The organism is Prevotella sp. Rep29, from assembly GCF_019551475.1.
Lineage (GTDB): Bacteria > Bacteroidota > Bacteroidia > Bacteroidales > Bacteroidaceae > Prevotella.
In genome coordinates, this window is record NZ_CP047159.1 from 1,611,610 (window position 1) to 1,627,305 (window position 15,696).

Sequence of the window (15,696 nt, forward strand, 5' to 3'; positions counted from 1 at the left end):
CTTACGCCAATCACTCTCCTTTCAAACGTTCAAGGGTCCAATAGACTGCCGTGGCTGAAACACTCGTACACCCACACACATTAAAGCCTTGCAGGTCGCTCAACACTTCTCGCAGTAGCGGCTGACAGGAATGGCCGTCCGACATCGGTGCTATTTCTGAGGCTGAAAACACGTCATCTGCGGGAGAAATTTCTGGTGGATACTCACCCGACAGTGAAAAGTGCATCTGCTTCTCCCGACCGGTAATCTGCACCCAACAGCCGTCGTATCCTTCCGCACCCGCTTCGTTTTTTTGAGCATTCTCCGGAGATGGGGCACCGTCATGCTGACAATTAACCCACAAAGCGCTGCCCGGTATTCCCGTTTCAAATCTGAAACAAGAACTCAAGGCACTTCTTTCCCGCTTTTCGTCCAACACTCCCCATGCTTCGACTATCACGCCAAACAGATGTTGTAACAAATCCAACTGATAGGCACACGCCTTCCACAGCTCACTACCGACTGAAGCGGTTTCCGAAGCGACGCCGACGGAATGCAATTCCACGCTGACAATCTCCCCAAAAGCACCACTGGCTAAATATTTTTTTATCGCATCAAAATAAGGTAAATAGCGATAATAGAAATTCACGAAACAAGGCACTCCCGTTTCCTCACTCACACGATTCATGCGCACACAGTCCCAATAGGTGTCTGCCAAAGGCGTTTCCACCAACACGGGCTTACCGCTTCGCATGGAAAGAATGGCATAGGTGGCATGGGTGGAAGGGGCGGTTGCTATATAGACAGCATTCACCTCCGAATCATCTATCAGGTCTTGCACTCCCGAATAGCTGCTGATTCCGAGCTCTGCGCCACACGACTTCGCCACCGCAGCATCATCGTCCATCACTGCCACGACTTGAGAACCTTCCATCTCATTCAACAAACGGACAACCGGCATGACGTCTGCAGAACAGCCTAACACTCCCCACTTGATATATTTCATAATGCCTAATTAACGCCACAAAGTTAGCAATAATATATCAACCATACAAATATTTTTCATCATGCCTCGTTTCGCCATGCGCTATCCACATCTAAAAAACACGGTCTGCATCACACTTCCTTCCCCTGTCTGGCAAGCACTCTGCCGTGTACTTTTCCGCATTTTTCCATACTTTTTTAATAAAAGAAGAAAAAAACTCATCACAAAAAGACGTTTTCTCATATAAATAATGTATCTTTGCACCCGTTTTCGGCACTTGTCTTCGTGACATGCCATTCAGTTCACATAAAGTCTAACTTTATTAGTACAAATTTTTTAATTAATTTTTATGTCAAATTTAAAAAACATCCAGCCATTGGAAGACTTCAATTGGGAAGAATTTGAGAATGGCACAGCCGTAGGCAGCAGCAAAGAAGAGCTGACCAAGGCCTACGATGAGACCCTCAACAAGGTGAATGAGCACCAGGTAGTTGAAGGTAAAGTTATTTCTGTTGACAAGAAAGAAGTTGTTGTCAACATCGGTTACAAGAGCGACGGTGTCATCTCTGCAAGCGAGTTCCGCTACAATCCCGACCTGAAGGTTGGTGACGTTGTGGAAGTGTATGTAGAGAATCCCGAAGACAAGAAAGGTCAGTTGCTCCTGTCACACAAGAAAGCACGCCTCAGCAAGAGCTGGGACCGTGTCAACGCTGCGCTTGAAAACGACGAAATCATTCAGGGTTACATCAAGTGCCGCACGAAGGGCGGTATGATTGTCGATGTATTCGGTATCGAGGCATTCTTGCCTGGCAGCCAGATCGACGTTCATCCTATTCGCGACTACGACGTATTCGTTGACAAGACCATGGAATTCAAAATCGTTAAAATCAACCAGGAATTCCGCAACGTGGTCGTTTCCCACAAAGCACTTATCGAAGCTGAACTGGAAGCACAGAAGAAAGAAATTATCAGCCGTCTCGAAAAAGGACAAATCCTTGAAGGTACGGTTAAGAATATTACCTCTTACGGCGTATTCGTCGATCTCGGAGGCGTGGACGGACTCATCCACATCACAGACCTGTCTTGGGGCCGCGTAAGCGATCCGCATGAGGTGGTTAAGCTCGATGACAAAATCAATGTCGTTATTCTCGACTTCGACGATGAGAAGCGCCGCATTGCACTTGGACTCAAGCAACTCACTCCGCACCCATGGGATGCACTCGATGCTGAACTCAAGGTGGGCGACCACGTGAAGGGTAAGGTTGTTGTCATTGCCGACTACGGAGCATTTGTTGAGATTGCACCGGGCGTTGAAGGCCTCATCCACGTTTCTGAAATGTCTTGGAGCCAGCACCTGCGCTCAGCACAAGACTTCCTCAAGGTGGGCGACGAGGTTGAAGCTGTCATCCTGACACTCGACCGCGACGAGCGCAAGATGTCTCTCGGCATCAAGCAGCTCAAGGAAGACCCATGGGAGACTATCGAGGTGAAATATCCTGTTGACTCCAAGCACACTGCCAAGGTGCGCAACTTCACCAACTTCGGTATCTTCGTTGAACTGGAAGAAGGCGTGGACGGACTCATTCACATCAGCGACCTCTCTTGGACAAAGAAGGTGAAACACCCGTCAGAGTTCACTCAGGTTGGTGCCGACATCGACGTCGTTGTTCTTGAGATAGACAAAGAGAACCGTCGCCTCTCACTCGGTCACAAGCAGCTCGAAGAGAATCCTTGGGATACTTACGAGACCATCTACACACCGGGTAGCGTTCACACCGGCAAAATTGCCGAGATGATGGACAAAGGTGCTGTTATCGCACTGAACGAAGGCGGTGAAGGCTTCGCCACTCCGAAGCACCTCGTGAAGGAAGACGGCAGCCAGGCACAGTTGGGCGAAGAGCTCGAATTCAAGGTAATCGAGTTCGTGAAAGAAACCAAGCGCATCATCCTCTCTCACTCACGCACATTCGAGGAGGAGAAGGAAGAGCCGAAGAAGGCAGCAAAGAAGACCACCAAGAAGAAGGACGAAGCTACTATCAACAACGTAGCAGCAAGCACCACACTTGGTGATATCGATGCTCTTGCTGAACTGAAAGCTAAGATGGAGAACAGCGACGAATAATCTCACTGTTCATCACAATAAAAAAGTGCTTGCCGAGCGGCAAGCACTTTTTTTATGCCCGTTAGCGAAGAACGCACCATCAGAAGGCGTTCCTGCCGACGACGGCTCATTCCTGAATCTCCCATCCGATGGCTGAAGCGCCCAGCACTGCTGCCGAAGAACCGTCCAGACCACTGATGAGGAACTGCGCCTTGTCCTTGAATATCTTCAGAATGTGGGCATTGTAGCCGCGCTTGATAGGGTCCATCAGCAGGTCGCCCGCCTTGGTCAGTCCGCCGAAGAAGATAAACGCTTCGGGAGACGAGAACGCTGCAAAGTCTGCGCAAGCCTCACCGAGCATCAGCCCCGTGAACTCATAGACGCGCTTAGCCAGTGCGTCGCCCTTTCCGGCTGCGATAGACACATCGAGCGAGGTGATATCCTCGGGAGCCATGTCGCGAAGCAGTGAAGGCTCGTTGCTCGTCTCGAGGAACTCACGTGCCGTGCGAGCCACGCCGGTCGCCGAACAATAGCATTCCAGACAGCCGCTTCTGCCGCAACCACACGGACGTCCGTTCTCACGGCGGATGATGGTGTGTCCCAGTTCGCCTGCGAAGCCGTCACATCCATAGACCAGCTGTCCGTTGATGACGATGCCCGAACCGACACCCGTTCCGAGTGTGATGACGATGAAGTTCTTCATGCCGCGCGCCACGCCATAAGTCATCTCGCCAATAGCGGCAGCGTTGGCGTCGTTGGTCAGTGCCACGGGAATGCCGAGCCGCTCGCTGAACATCTTTGCAAGAGGCACCACCCCGTCGCGTCCCCACGACAGGTTCGGGGCAAACTCGATGGTTCCGTTATAGAAATTGCCGTTAGGCGCACCGATACCCATTGCCTTGATTTTCTCGATGCCGCCCACCTGCTCGATAATCACCTGCAGCGCTTCAATGGCTGCATCCACATAGTCGTCCACATTCTGGTAAGGCTGTGTCTTGATGGCGGTCGTCGCCTTGATTTCACCACGACTGTCCACGATACCGAACACCGAGTTCGTGCCACCGAGGTCCAGCCCGATAACATAAGGTTTCATGTTTGCTTGCTGTTCCATAAAAATGCTTTTTAGTTTTGTTTGTTACTGATACTATCTGTTGCAAAGATACAAAAAAAACACCATACCCAAGCAACTTCGGAAGGAAAAACGGCGAATATTTCGGAAAAAGTTTACCAGACAGCAAAATCGGGAAATGTATATTTATACAACCAACGCCCTTTTGAAAGGTCGATTGTAAAGTCTTGTATTTCAATACGTTACACACAACCTTCCAAAAGTGCCACTTTTGGCTTGTAAAAGGGGAACTTTTAGGAGCTGAAAGGGCAACTTTTGGAACGCAAAAGTGGCACTTTTGGAAAGCGAAAGTTCAACTGCATGTTTATGCACCCATTTCCGCATGTTTATGCAGGTGAAAAAGAGCCCCTCCCTAACCCTCCCCCAAATGGGGAGGAAATGCCTGACGGAAGGAAAACAAGCTCTAATCATAATTCTTAATTCATAATTTTTAATTCTTAATTCTTGTCGGTGTAAGGATTATTGCGTACCTTTGTGGTATGACAGAAAAAAACGCCATCATCATCTTGTCGGGAGGCATGGACAGCGTGACCCTGCTGCACGACTACAAAGAACATATCGCCCTCGCAGTCACATTCGACTACGGCAGTAACCACAACAAACGGGAAACGGACTTTGCCGCCTACCACTGCAAACTGCTCGGCATCGAGCACATCGTCATTCCGCTCGAGTTCATGGGCAAATACTTCAAGTCGTCGCTGCTGGAGGGCGCAGATGCCATTCCCGAAGGGCACTATGAGGACGAGAACATGAAATCGACGGTGGTCCCCTTCCGCAACGGCATCATGCTTGCCATCGCCTGCGGACTGGCTGAGAGCCGTGGACTGAAATCGGTGTTCATCGCCAACCATGCAGGCAACCACGCCATCTATCCCGACTGCCGGGCGACGTTCATCGCATCGATGTCTGAATCCATGAGCTACGGCACATACGACCACATCGGCATCAACGCCCCCTACACCTCGCTGACGAAAACGCAGATAGCAGCCATCGGCAAACAGCTGGGCATCGACTATGCCACGACATACTCCTGCTACAAGGGTGGCGAGAAGCATTGCGGCAAGTGTGGCACTTGCGTGGAGAGGAAAGAGGCACTCAGGGAGGCGGGCATCGACGACCCGACCGAGTATGAGAAATAAGAAGGAAGGGATAAAGAAAAATGAAATTTCTTGATGAGAGAGGCTTATAATCTCGAAAAAAATGCCTAAATTTGCAGACGTTATGCCATTTGAATTTCATATCGACATACTCGACATCATCTTCAAAGGAATGCTGATAGGCATATTGGTGTCGGCTCCAATGGGACCGGTAGGAATCCTGTGTGTGCAACGCACGCTGAACAAAGGGCGCTGGTATGGCTTCGTGACAGGCATCGGAGCAACGGTGAGCGACTTGATCTACGCGCTGATTACGGGTTTGGGCATGAGTTTTGTGATGAACCTCGTTTACAATTCGCAGAACCGCTTCATCCTGCAAATAGCCGGAAGCATCATGCTGCTCTTCTTCGGAATATACAGCTGGCGCTCGAATCCCGTGAAGAACATCCACCGCAGCAGCAAGACGAAGGGCACACTCTTCCACAACGGGCTGACGGCATTCTTCGTCACACTGTCCAATCCGCTCATCATCCTGCTCTTCATGGCAGTCTTCGCACAGCTGGCATTCATCATGCCGGGCAAGCCGCTGGAGATGTGCATCGGCTATCTGAGCATCATTGCAGGCGCACTGCTATGGTGGTTCGGGCTCACGTGGCTCATCGACAAGATACGCAACAAGTTCGAAGAGACGGGCATCATTATTATTAATAAGGTAATAGGAAGCATCGTCATCCTGATTTCACTCATCATCCTGCTGGGAACGGTGTTCAACCTGTTCACCATCGAATATTGACACTATGTTCATTTCACAAGAACTTCGCAAGAAAAATATTGCCGAATACTTGCTCTATATGTGGCAAGTGGAGGACATCATACGGGCATACGGGTGCAGCCTGACACGCATCCGCCGCGAATATATTAGCCGGTTCGACTACTCTGAGGAGCAGAAGGAGGAACTGACAGACTGGTTTGGTAACCTCGTCACCATGATGAATGGCGAAGGGCTGCGCGAAAAAGGTCATCTGCAAATCAACAAAATCGTGCTGCAAGACCTCGCCGAACTGCACGCGCAACTGCTGGCAAGCACCAAATTCCCATTCTACAACGCACAATATTACAAAGTATTGCCGTTCATCGTTGAACTCAGACAGCGCGGAGAACATCCGGAGGAAAACGAGATAGAGACATGCATGAATGCACTCTACGGCACCATGATGCTTCGGTTACAAAAGAAAGAAATCACACCGAACACCAAACATGCCATCGACGAAATCACAACACTCATCGGCATGCTGTCCGACTACTATCTGGCGGACAAGACCGAAGGCCTCGTCCTAAATGATGATTGAAAAATAACAAACAACAAAGCGTAAGCGTATGAATATCTTAATTACTGGTTGCAACGGACAACTCGGAAACGAAATTAAGCTGTTGGAAAAAGAATACACACAACACACGTATTTCAATACCGACGTGGCAGAACTCGACATTACCGATGCCGACGCCATCGAGAAATTCGTTGACAAAAACAATATCGACGGAATCATCAACTGTGCCGCCTATACCGCTGTGGACAAAGCAGAAACAGACAAAGAGACCTGCACCGCCATCAACACCGTGGCACCGGCGTATCTGGCAGCAGCGATAGAGAAGCGCGCTGGATGGCTCATACACATCTCCACCGACTATGTTTTCAACGGAACGAAACATACGCCATACGTGGAGAACGACACGCCCTGCCCCGACAGCGTCTATGGCAACACGAAACTGGCGGGCGAACTCGGCGTACAGAAACTCTGCAAACGCACGATGATTATCCGTACCGGATGGCTCTACTCCACCTTCGGCAACAACTTCGTAAAAACCATGCTACGACTTGGAAGGGAGAAAGAAACACTCGGCGTCATCTTCGACCAAATCGGCACGCCGACCTATGCTGCCGACCTGGCAAAAGCTATCATGACCGCAGTGAAAAAAGGCATTACGCCAGACGTATTCCACTTCTCAAATGAAGGCGTCGCATCGTGGTACGACTTCACCCTCGCCATCCACCGCATCGCCGGAATCAAAGGATGCCACGTGAAGCCGCTGCACACGGCAGAATACCCCACACCTGCCATGCGACCACACTACAGCGTGCTTGACAAGACGAAAATCAAACAGGCGTATGACATTGAGATACCCCATTGGGAGACGAGCCTCGTCAAGTGTATCAAACTATTGGAAGGTTAACAGACATTCCAAACCAACATCAAAAAAACGGCTTTCAAAGGTGTTCCCTCTGAAAGCCGTTTTTTTACTTGCTAAATTGATAGACAACTCTTCAAATCAGTGGTCTATCTGCATGAGCATACCCTGCTTGTTGAACTTCAACTCAAGATTATTAGAGAGCTCAATCTCATAGCCATAGCGCTCTTTGTCTATCTTGTTGATAACCGCATCCGGGAAGTTTGCTTTGACATACTGCTTGATAGGTTCAGGAACGAGGGCAGCAGGAACGGGCAACATGTAGCAATCCACCTTATCCCACTCACCATTACGATAGAATTCAATCTCAGTTCCGTCATCAAGACGCACCTCATACCGACCCTCATCACGCTCAGCATAAATCATTTTCTTACCAGGAAAATTAGTAGCAACAAAAGTTTTAGCTGCATTCGGCAACTTCTCAACAGGAATCATCCTGCCATCCGCATAGCTTGATACCGACATCAACAGACACAGAAGTGTCACAAGGAATAGTCTTTTCGTTTTCATGGTTTTTAGGTGTTAAATTAATAATACGAGTTTATACTCATTGCTTAGTCATACATATCAACGTCAACCGGCAGTCCGTCGCTGTCGAACTCAATCTTCATGCCGTCGTCCAGAGCCACTTCATACCTGGTTTTGAATAATTCCGAGTCCTTCTTTGCAAAGACGATGGTCTTCTCCGGATAGTTTTTCTGGAGATATACCCTCGCTGCTTCAGGCAACTGTCCCACATCGATAGGACCTTCTTTTTCACACGACGTGAAGAGCGTGAGACTCAACATCATCGCCAAAACAATCATAATTTTTTTCATTTCCTTCATCTTTAATAATATTAATATGTCACTTTGCAAATATAATTACAAATTCTGAAAAACACCTGAAACTGTCACTTAATTCTACAAAGAGACACTTTTTACGCCCTATATATATAATAATGTGTATCAACAGCCACCATATATATATATCACAAAAAGCTTAATAATAAGTTCCCTTTTCCCACTATTTCCTTTCCCAACTCTCAAAAAAGCCGTATCTTTGCACACGCAAATCATAGAAAGAAGAGAAAGATGAACCCGGAAATAGAACGCAGACGCACGTTTGCCATCATCAGCCATCCCGATGCAGGAAAGACCACACTGACGGAGAAGTTCCTGCTCTTCGGAGGACAGATTCAAGTGGCAGGCGCCGTGAAGAGCAACAAGATAAAAAAGACCGCCACGAGCGACTGGATGGAAATCGAGAAACAACGCGGAATCTCCGTATCTACATCTGTCATGGAATTTGACTATACACCTGAGAACTCAGATGTGGAATACAAGGTGAACATCCTCGACACCCCTGGACACCAAGACTTTGCGGAAGATACCTATCGCACACTTACAGCCGTGGATTCTGCCATTATCGTTGTCGATGGCGCAAAAGGCGTAGAGACACAGACCAGGAAACTGATGGAAGTCTGCAGAATGAGAAGTACACCTGTCATCATCTTCATCAACAAGATGGACCGCGAAGGACGCGACCCGTTCGACCTGCTCGACGAGCTGGAGCAAGAACTCAAAATCAAGGTGCGCCCACTCAGCTGGCCAATCAATCAAGGAGCAAAGTTCAAAGGTGTATATAATATCTATGAGAAGAAACTCGACCTCTTCACTCCCGACAAACAACGGGTCACGGAGAAAGTTGAAGTGGACATTACAAGCAAACAGCTTGACGAGCAAGTAGGCGAACAAGATGCCGAACAGCTGCGCAATGACTTGGAACTGGTGGATGGCGTCTATCCCGATTTCAACGTCGAAAACTACCAAGCAGCCGAAGTAGCACCGGTATTCTTCGGCTCTGCGCTCAACAACTTCGGCGTACAGGAACTGCTCAACTGCTTCGTGGAAATTGCACCATCACCGCGACCCACCAAAGCGGAAGAACGCGAAATCACACCCGACGAACCAAAGTTCACCGGATTCATCTTCAAAATCACAGCAAACATCGACCCCAACCACCGCTCGTGCATCGCATTCTGCAAAGTATGCAGCGGTAAGTTTCAGCGTAACCAGCCCTACCTTCATGTGCGACAAGGGAAAACCCTCCGTTTCTCCTCTCCCACACAGTTCATGGCACAACGCAAATCAACCATTGACGAAGCATGGCCCGGCGACATCGTCGGACTACCAGACAACGGCATCTTCAAAATCGGAGACACGCTCACCGAGGGCGAAAAGATACATTTCAAGGGGCTCCCTTCGTTCTCACCGGAGATGTTCAAATATATCGAGAATGATGATCCAATGAAATCAAAACAACTCGAAAAAGGAATACAACAACTCATGGACGAAGGCGTGGCGCAGCTTTTCGTCAACCAGTTCAACGGAAGAAAAATCATCGGAACCGTAGGACAGCTCCAGTTTGAAGTGATTCAATACCGATTGGAAAACGAATATAATGCCCGCTGCCGATGGGAACCTATACATCTCTACAAAGCATGTTGGATAGAAGCTGACGACGAGAAAGAACTCGACAACTTCAAAAAGCGCAAATACCAATATATAGCCAAAGACCGCGAGGGCCGCGACGTATTTCTTGCCGACTCCGGATACGTGCTGCAAATGGCACAAGAGGACTTCAAATCAATCCGGTTTCACTTCACCAGCGAGTTCTGACATCGGCTCATTTATCAAAAGCATCTACCTATCAAAAACACATAAAAAACATCCCGACTCTCGTTTGAGATCCGGGATGCTTCATTCTTCTTAGAATTGTATTGAAAATACTGCCTATGCTTCCGGTATTACAGAAACAACACTCTTGTCGTTGCGGGTCTTACGGAAATTCACCGTACCGTCAACAAGTGCATACAGCGTGTCATCCTTACCAATTCCTACATTCTCTCCTGGGTTATGTTTTGTGCCACGCTGACGAACAATAATGTTACCAGCCACACATTTCTGACCACCCCAAATTTTGACACCTAACCGCTGTGAAGCTGATTCGCGTCCGTTCTTTGAACTACCAACACCTTTTTTATGTGCCATAATTAACGTCCTCCTAAGCGATTACTTGTTTAACTTTTACTTCTGTAAACTGCTGGCGATGACCATTCTTCTTGCGATAGCCCTTGCGGCGCTTCTTCTTGAAGACAATGACTTTGTCACCTTTCACCAGCGGATTTACCACTTCTACCACTACTTTCGCACCATCTACGGTCGGTGCGCCTACCGTTACGGTTCCGCCGTTGTCAACGAGCAGAACCTTCTCAAATTCAACAGTCTTTCCTTCTTCAATTTCCTGAATGTGGTTGATGAAAAGTCTCTTTCCCTCTTCCACCTTAAACTGTTGACCGTTAATTTCTACAATTGCGTACATTTTTCTTTATTGTAAAACGGTTTCCGCGAGGCGTCCGACTTCGTGCCGGCACTTTTCCGAGCCCCTACGGACTAAATCGGCTGCAAATTTACGAACAATAATTGGTATAACCTAAAAAATGACTGATATATTACCGCGTATTTACGGTTTATTAACACATCTGGAATATATCAACCTTCCCGCTGCCTACGATACACACTTCAGCGCCTCCTGTGTGCCACACGCTTAAATGCCTGGCGATGGAAGTTTTCCTCCGCTTTCAGTACGTCATAAAGCTTGCTTGCGGGCATCACATGCAGGAACTTCTTATGATACTGCGCCTGTATTTCCTTCATCTCAATTTCCAGTTTATCCATGTTCAGGATCAACTGACGGCATCCTTTTTCGTCTGCGGGTTTTGTCTTGCACGACTTCTTCTTTTTCACGAAAAGGGCGCGCTGCTTGACCAGCATCTCTTCATACAATGGGAAAAAGGCTGCTGCTTCTTGGGACGTAAGTGACGCCTGATTGGTTATGTACTGATAAAGTTCGGCTTTGAATTTTTCCTTATCGAACTTACGATCTTTCTGTTGCGCACAAAGCGTATGGAACGAGAAAGACAAGGCGAGTATTAATATCAGTTTTTTCATCATCTTTTCTTATTCTTCAGACAAATATGCATAAAAATCATGGTCATCATACATCATATAATCAGCTGCCTGATCAAGCAAGTCACCCTCATGACCTACTTCTGCTGCCAGCTGTCCCGCAGAGGAAGAGTTTGCGGGAGACACCACCTTTTGATTGAAATGAAGGTATGCCCCGATACCTAATGCTACCGCACAGAAACAAGCTGCAACCCACATATAAGGGCGCTGACGAGACTGTTTCGGCTTACGCTCCGGCAGCTGCGACATCATCTGTGCCGTAAAATCCTCAAAATAGTTTTCGGGAACCTTGAACGGCATTTCCTTTGAAAATCTCTCTTCTATCAGCTTTTCTTCATTCATTTTCATGGTTTGTTTTACGTTATGACGTGAATTACAAAAAAAAGTTTAATTTAAATAACAAATATATTAACCGCTCTCTTTTTCTATGTATGCAGTAATCTTTTGCACGGCTATATGATAAGAGGCTTTCAGTGCTCCTTCGGATGTTCCGAGCAGCTGGCTGATTTCACTGTATTTCATCTCATCAAAATAGCGGAGATTGAAAACCGTCCGCTGCACATCCGGCAGCATGGCAATAGCGGCTTGTAATAACACCTGTGCTTCATCTCCGTCGAAATAAGGGTCGCTGGTCAGCATCTTGACAACAGCCAGGCTCTCGTCGCCTCCAGTATCGGTGACATTCTTGTTATGCCGAAGAAAGTCCAGCGACTCGTTGACGGCGATGCGATACAACCATGTGGAAATCTTCGACTTACCCTTAAAATCATCGAGTGCCATCCATGCTTTCAGGAAGGTGTTCTGGAGGACATCATTCGCATCATCATGAGTCAGAACGATACGCCGAATCTTCCAATACAGCATCTGACTGTACTGACTAACCAGACTTTCGAATGCCTGCCTTTGCGTTGCAGGATTCTTCAGTTGATTGAGTATGAGCGATTCGTCGTAGTTTGCCATTATTACTGAAGGTATTTTTGAAGGGATTTATAGAGTGCACCGTCATATCCATACACGTCGGGATATTCCATCAAATGTCCATCCTGACTGGGAAACAAGGTGTAATAGGTGATAAACAACGGCACTTGAGGCTCTACTTTTATGGTATTGACCAACCTCGACTTGTCTATCTTCGGACGCTTTTCCGGAGGAAGTTCTTGCTTATTCGTGAGATCTGTCTCCATGGAATATTTTATCTTATCCGCCACTCCGTCAGAATCGTCACCCAAAAGGAACAATGCCAACTGATACGGCTTTTCCACACGGACACAGCCATGGGAGACGCTCCTGTTGTCTCTGCTGAAGAACGCAGGTGTCGATGTGTCATGCAAATAGACAGAAAAATTATTATTGAAGCGGAAGATGATGCGTCCCAGCGAATTGCCAGCACCGCCTTCTTGCACCACCGAATACTTTCCGCTCAACAACATGCTGCTCGTGACGCTGGACGTGGGAACTTTCTTAAATGACGGGCGCTCACATATATAATAATGTCGGCGTTGGAAATAGCCCTCATCTCCAGCATGGTGGGCGATGTCTTTCTTTATAATGCTATACGGAATAACCCATTTGGGATTCACATCTATTCGCATCAAAGAACTGTTCAGCAATGGCGTCTTGGTCTTCACCGTGCCACATCCTATTTTCATGCTGAGGACCGAGTCGCCTCCTACGGCATAAAGACGAAAAGCCGGTATGTTGACCAAAACATATTTCTGCTCCCCTTCCCATTTCTGCTTAGTCTGCCAACGACAGCGCTCCATGTTGCAAAGCACCTTCTGCCGGTATGCCGGACTGATGTCCGTGCGCCGAAGCTCGGCTGCCAGACTTCTATACATGTCTCCCTGCGGTTCCACATACTGGAGGAAGCGCCCCAAACTGTCGGGCATGATTTTCCGCATCGCAACATGGAAAAAACTGTCCGTCGGATGCTCCATCCGTACATCGTACACCCGATTGTACCGAACCCTGACGGAATCGGAGTCGCGCACGTCAAAACGGTTAAGCACGAATTCCGGATTCACGTATCCATAACGCTGCCCGGCACAATAGCGGAAGTATGCTTTTGTAAGGTTAAATTCCAGACGGGCATACACATCGTTTATCTCAAACTTACTGAAGTCCAACGTGCGCACACGCTCCAAGTCTTTCCGAATCTGCCCGACACTGAAAGGCTGCTCGCTGAACCCCATCCGACTGACATGGGAGAGATAGTTCAACAGGGTGTCTGCACGACTGTCCACGCCATCATAGGTAATCCAAAGATATTCACCACCATCAATATAGTGCCTCAGCGTCTGCCTGTCAGCTGCCGTTGCGCTCAACTCCGTCTTTGCCAGGCGCTGTAATTTCCGGTTTATCTGGGAATGATTCAGTTGGTATTTGGAATTCCGCATATCGGAAAAAGCATCAAGGGTGAGTTCCTTATTGGGATTAAAAGAATTTTCTTGGCAAGATGAAGTACTCATTGCCAAGAAAATCATGGTTATTGAAAACAGGCATACGCGACTGATTATCTGATAGAAATCTTGCGAGTTACCTTTCCTACTTTTACGATGTAACAACCTTTTGGAAGATTAAGTTCATAACGCTTGTCAGCACCTTCGACCTTTATGTTCATGACACAAATACCTGCCACATTGTAAATCTGCAACATCTGTCCATTTGCACCGGCAACATGGAGCGTTGATTCCGTCACAGAAATCGTGATAGTCTGTATGTCATTGTCGATGATTTCCACGGCGGTAATTGCTCTTGATATCATTGGAACACAAAGGATTAAAGCCGCAGAAAAGCATATTGTAAGTATCTTTTTTATCATACGCACACATTTATAGTTTGGTGCAAAAATACAAAAAAATGCGGAATCACAAAAGAAATACAAGAAAATATTGTATAAACATTTCGTTTATTAGTATTATTTAACAAATAGTAGTGTTTTTCACTGCCCCTACGACCCGTTTCGCACACTGTTACATCTGCATAATTATACACTAGGGGCGTTCTTGGATAACGAATTATAAACATCTGTAATCCAACAGGTTAGCAGACGGTTTTCAAAAGGGCAACTTTTAGCTTGCGAAAGGGCAACTTTTAGGACGCAAAAGGGGAACTTTCGGAACGTAAAAGTGGCACTTTTGGAAAACGAAAGTTTAACTATGCATATCCATACGTTTTGCTGCATATTCATGCAAAGGCAAATGGCTGATTCGGAATGTTGTTAAATCACATTATTTAACACTGAACACCTTCATTTCGTTGGTCAAAAATGTATCGGGAAAGACTTCTTTCGCCTCTTGAAGCAACTGGTTTTCGTCTTTATAACGGGCGCTGTAATGCCCCAGCAATAACTGCCCCACCCCGGCATCACGTGCTACCTGTGCTGCCTGCCGTGCTGTGGAATGGTAGTATTTGCACGCATTGGGAAGGTAATCATCCGCATAGGTCGCTTCATGATAGAGCATATTCACACCTTTCAACTGGCGGAAAAGATCTGGCATATAGCGCGTATCCGAACAATAGGCATACGAACGGGGAGCATCAGGCGGACTGGTCAGGCGCTCATTGGGAACGACCTCTCCCTCGGATGTCGTCCAGTCTGCGCCATTCTTGATATTGGCTATCTGGCTGACGGGTATCTGATAAAAGTCTATCATGTCCCTCCGGATGTGGGGCAAAGTCGGTTTTTCCTTAAAAAGAAAGCCACAACAAGGCACTCGATGATCCAGAGGTATCGTCTGGACCGTCAGGCTGCGATCATCATAAATTGTTTCCGAAACTGTTGTGTCGATAGGATGCTGGACGATTTCAAAACCCAAGTCGTGACAGAACATGCGCTGCTGCATTTCAAACATCGGAAAGAGTTCTTCCGGTGCATAAATATGAAACGGCGCCATCCTCCCCAACAAGCCGAAAGAGCATATCATTCCGATTAGTCCGAAACAATGGTCGCCATGCAGGTGGGAAATGAAAACGGCATTGAATTTCGAAAAATTGATGTGGGTTTTATACAACTGCATCTGCGTTCCCTCTCCGCAGTCAATCATGAAGAACTTCCCTCTGATTTCCACGATTTGCGAGGAGGTGTAATGCCGCGGATTAGGCGTTGCGCTGCCACAGCCCAATATATGTACTCTGAACGGTTCCAA

General features: G+C 47.5%; 18 protein-coding genes. 6 read left to right on the plus strand and 12 right to left on the minus strand.

Going from position 1 to position 15,696, the window contains the following annotated elements:
• Positions 1-10: 10 nt before the first annotated feature.
• Positions 11-985, minus strand: a complete 975-nt coding sequence (locus tag GRF55_RS06910; RefSeq protein ID WP_220367719.1) for a Gfo/Idh/MocA family protein — start codon at positions 983-985, stop codon at positions 11-13.
• Positions 986-1,313: 328 nt separating this feature from the next.
• Here GRF55_RS06910 and rpsA point away from each other — a divergent pair, with 328 nt between their 5' ends.
• Positions 1,314-3,086 carry a 30S ribosomal protein S1 gene (rpsA, locus tag GRF55_RS06915; protein WP_220367720.1) on the plus strand — a complete coding sequence of 591 codons (1,773 nt, stop codon included), beginning with the start codon at positions 1,314-1,316 and terminating at the stop codon, positions 3,084-3,086.
• Positions 3,087-3,192: 106 nt separating this feature from the next.
• Here rpsA and GRF55_RS06920 read toward each other — a convergent pair whose 3' ends face one another.
• Positions 3,193-4,176 (minus strand): ROK family protein, encoded by a 984-nt coding sequence (locus GRF55_RS06920; RefSeq protein ID WP_220367721.1) that lies wholly within the window; start codon positions 4,174-4,176, stop codon positions 3,193-3,195.
• Between the two features lie 497 nt (positions 4,177-4,673).
• Here GRF55_RS06920 and queC point away from each other — a divergent pair, with 497 nt between their 5' ends.
• From queC to rfbD, 4 genes are all read left to right on the plus strand, one after another.
• Positions 4,674-5,333: a 7-cyano-7-deazaguanine synthase QueC gene (gene queC, locus GRF55_RS06925; protein ID WP_220367722.1), complete on the plus strand. Its 660-nt coding sequence runs from the start codon at positions 4,674-4,676 to the stop codon at positions 5,331-5,333.
• Between the two features lie 82 nt (positions 5,334-5,415).
• On the plus strand, positions 5,416-6,084 hold the full coding sequence (locus GRF55_RS06930; protein ID WP_220367723.1) for a LysE family translocator: 669 nt from the start codon (positions 5,416-5,418) through the stop codon (positions 6,082-6,084).
• 4 nt (positions 6,085-6,088) lie between these two features.
• A complete protein-coding gene (locus GRF55_RS06935) occupies positions 6,089-6,640 on the plus strand; it encodes a DUF4924 family protein (protein WP_220367724.1) in 552 nt (183 codons plus the stop codon).
• Between the two features lie 28 nt (positions 6,641-6,668).
• Entirely contained in the window at positions 6,669-7,523 is an 855-nt protein-coding gene (rfbD, locus tag GRF55_RS06940; protein WP_220367725.1) for a dTDP-4-dehydrorhamnose reductase, read from the plus strand.
• 96 nt (positions 7,524-7,619) lie between these two features.
• On the opposite strand, the gene GRF55_RS06945 is transcribed toward rfbD, so the two are convergent.
• Both GRF55_RS06945 and GRF55_RS06950 read right to left on the minus strand, forming a co-directional pair.
• On the minus strand, positions 7,620-8,048 hold the full coding sequence (locus GRF55_RS06945; protein WP_220367726.1) for a PepSY-like domain-containing protein: 429 nt from the start codon (positions 8,046-8,048) through the stop codon (positions 7,620-7,622).
• A 44-nt stretch (positions 8,049-8,092) separates the two neighbouring features.
• Positions 8,093-8,356, minus strand: coding sequence for a hypothetical protein (locus GRF55_RS06950; RefSeq protein WP_220367727.1), 264 nt, complete (start codon positions 8,354-8,356; stop codon positions 8,093-8,095).
• 255 nt (positions 8,357-8,611) lie between these two features.
• On the opposite strand from GRF55_RS06950, the gene GRF55_RS06955 reads away from it, so the two are divergent.
• Positions 8,612-10,198 carry a peptide chain release factor 3 gene (locus GRF55_RS06955; protein WP_220367728.1) on the plus strand — a complete coding sequence of 529 codons (1,587 nt, stop codon included), beginning with the start codon at positions 8,612-8,614 and terminating at the stop codon, positions 10,196-10,198.
• Between the two features lie 114 nt (positions 10,199-10,312).
• On the opposite strand, the gene rpmA is transcribed toward GRF55_RS06955, so the two are convergent.
• The 8 genes from rpmA to GRF55_RS06995 all read right to left on the minus strand — a co-directional run bounded on the left by rpmA (position 10,313) and on the right by GRF55_RS06995 (position 15,696).
• Positions 10,313-10,570, minus strand: coding sequence for a 50S ribosomal protein L27 (gene rpmA / locus GRF55_RS06960; RefSeq protein WP_220367729.1), 258 nt, complete (start codon positions 10,568-10,570; stop codon positions 10,313-10,315).
• A 13-nt stretch (positions 10,571-10,583) separates the two neighbouring features.
• Positions 10,584-10,901: a 50S ribosomal protein L21 gene (gene rplU, locus GRF55_RS06965; protein ID WP_220367730.1), complete on the minus strand. Its 318-nt coding sequence runs from the start codon at positions 10,899-10,901 to the stop codon at positions 10,584-10,586.
• A gap of 200 nt (positions 10,902-11,101) precedes the next feature.
• A complete protein-coding gene (locus GRF55_RS06970; RefSeq protein WP_220367731.1) occupies positions 11,102-11,533 on the minus strand; it encodes a hypothetical protein in 432 nt (143 codons plus the stop codon).
• A gap of 6 nt (positions 11,534-11,539) precedes the next feature.
• Entirely contained in the window at positions 11,540-11,896 is a 357-nt protein-coding gene (locus GRF55_RS06975) for a hypothetical protein (protein ID WP_220367732.1), read from the minus strand.
• 60 nt (positions 11,897-11,956) lie between these two features.
• Positions 11,957-12,508, minus strand: a complete 552-nt coding sequence (locus GRF55_RS06980) for an RNA polymerase sigma factor (RefSeq protein WP_220367733.1) — start codon at positions 12,506-12,508, stop codon at positions 11,957-11,959.
• A gap of 2 nt (positions 12,509-12,510) precedes the next feature.
• Positions 12,511-13,944, minus strand: coding sequence for a L,D-transpeptidase family protein (locus tag GRF55_RS06985; RefSeq protein ID WP_255563744.1), 1,434 nt, complete (start codon positions 13,942-13,944; stop codon positions 12,511-12,513).
• A 116-nt stretch (positions 13,945-14,060) separates the two neighbouring features.
• On the minus strand, positions 14,061-14,312 hold the full coding sequence (locus GRF55_RS06990; protein ID WP_370626700.1) for a T9SS type A sorting domain-containing protein: 252 nt from the start codon (positions 14,310-14,312) through the stop codon (positions 14,061-14,063).
• A 466-nt stretch (positions 14,313-14,778) separates the two neighbouring features.
• Positions 14,779-15,696 (minus strand): ribonuclease Z, encoded by a 918-nt coding sequence (locus GRF55_RS06995; protein ID WP_220367736.1) that lies wholly within the window; start codon positions 15,694-15,696, stop codon positions 14,779-14,781.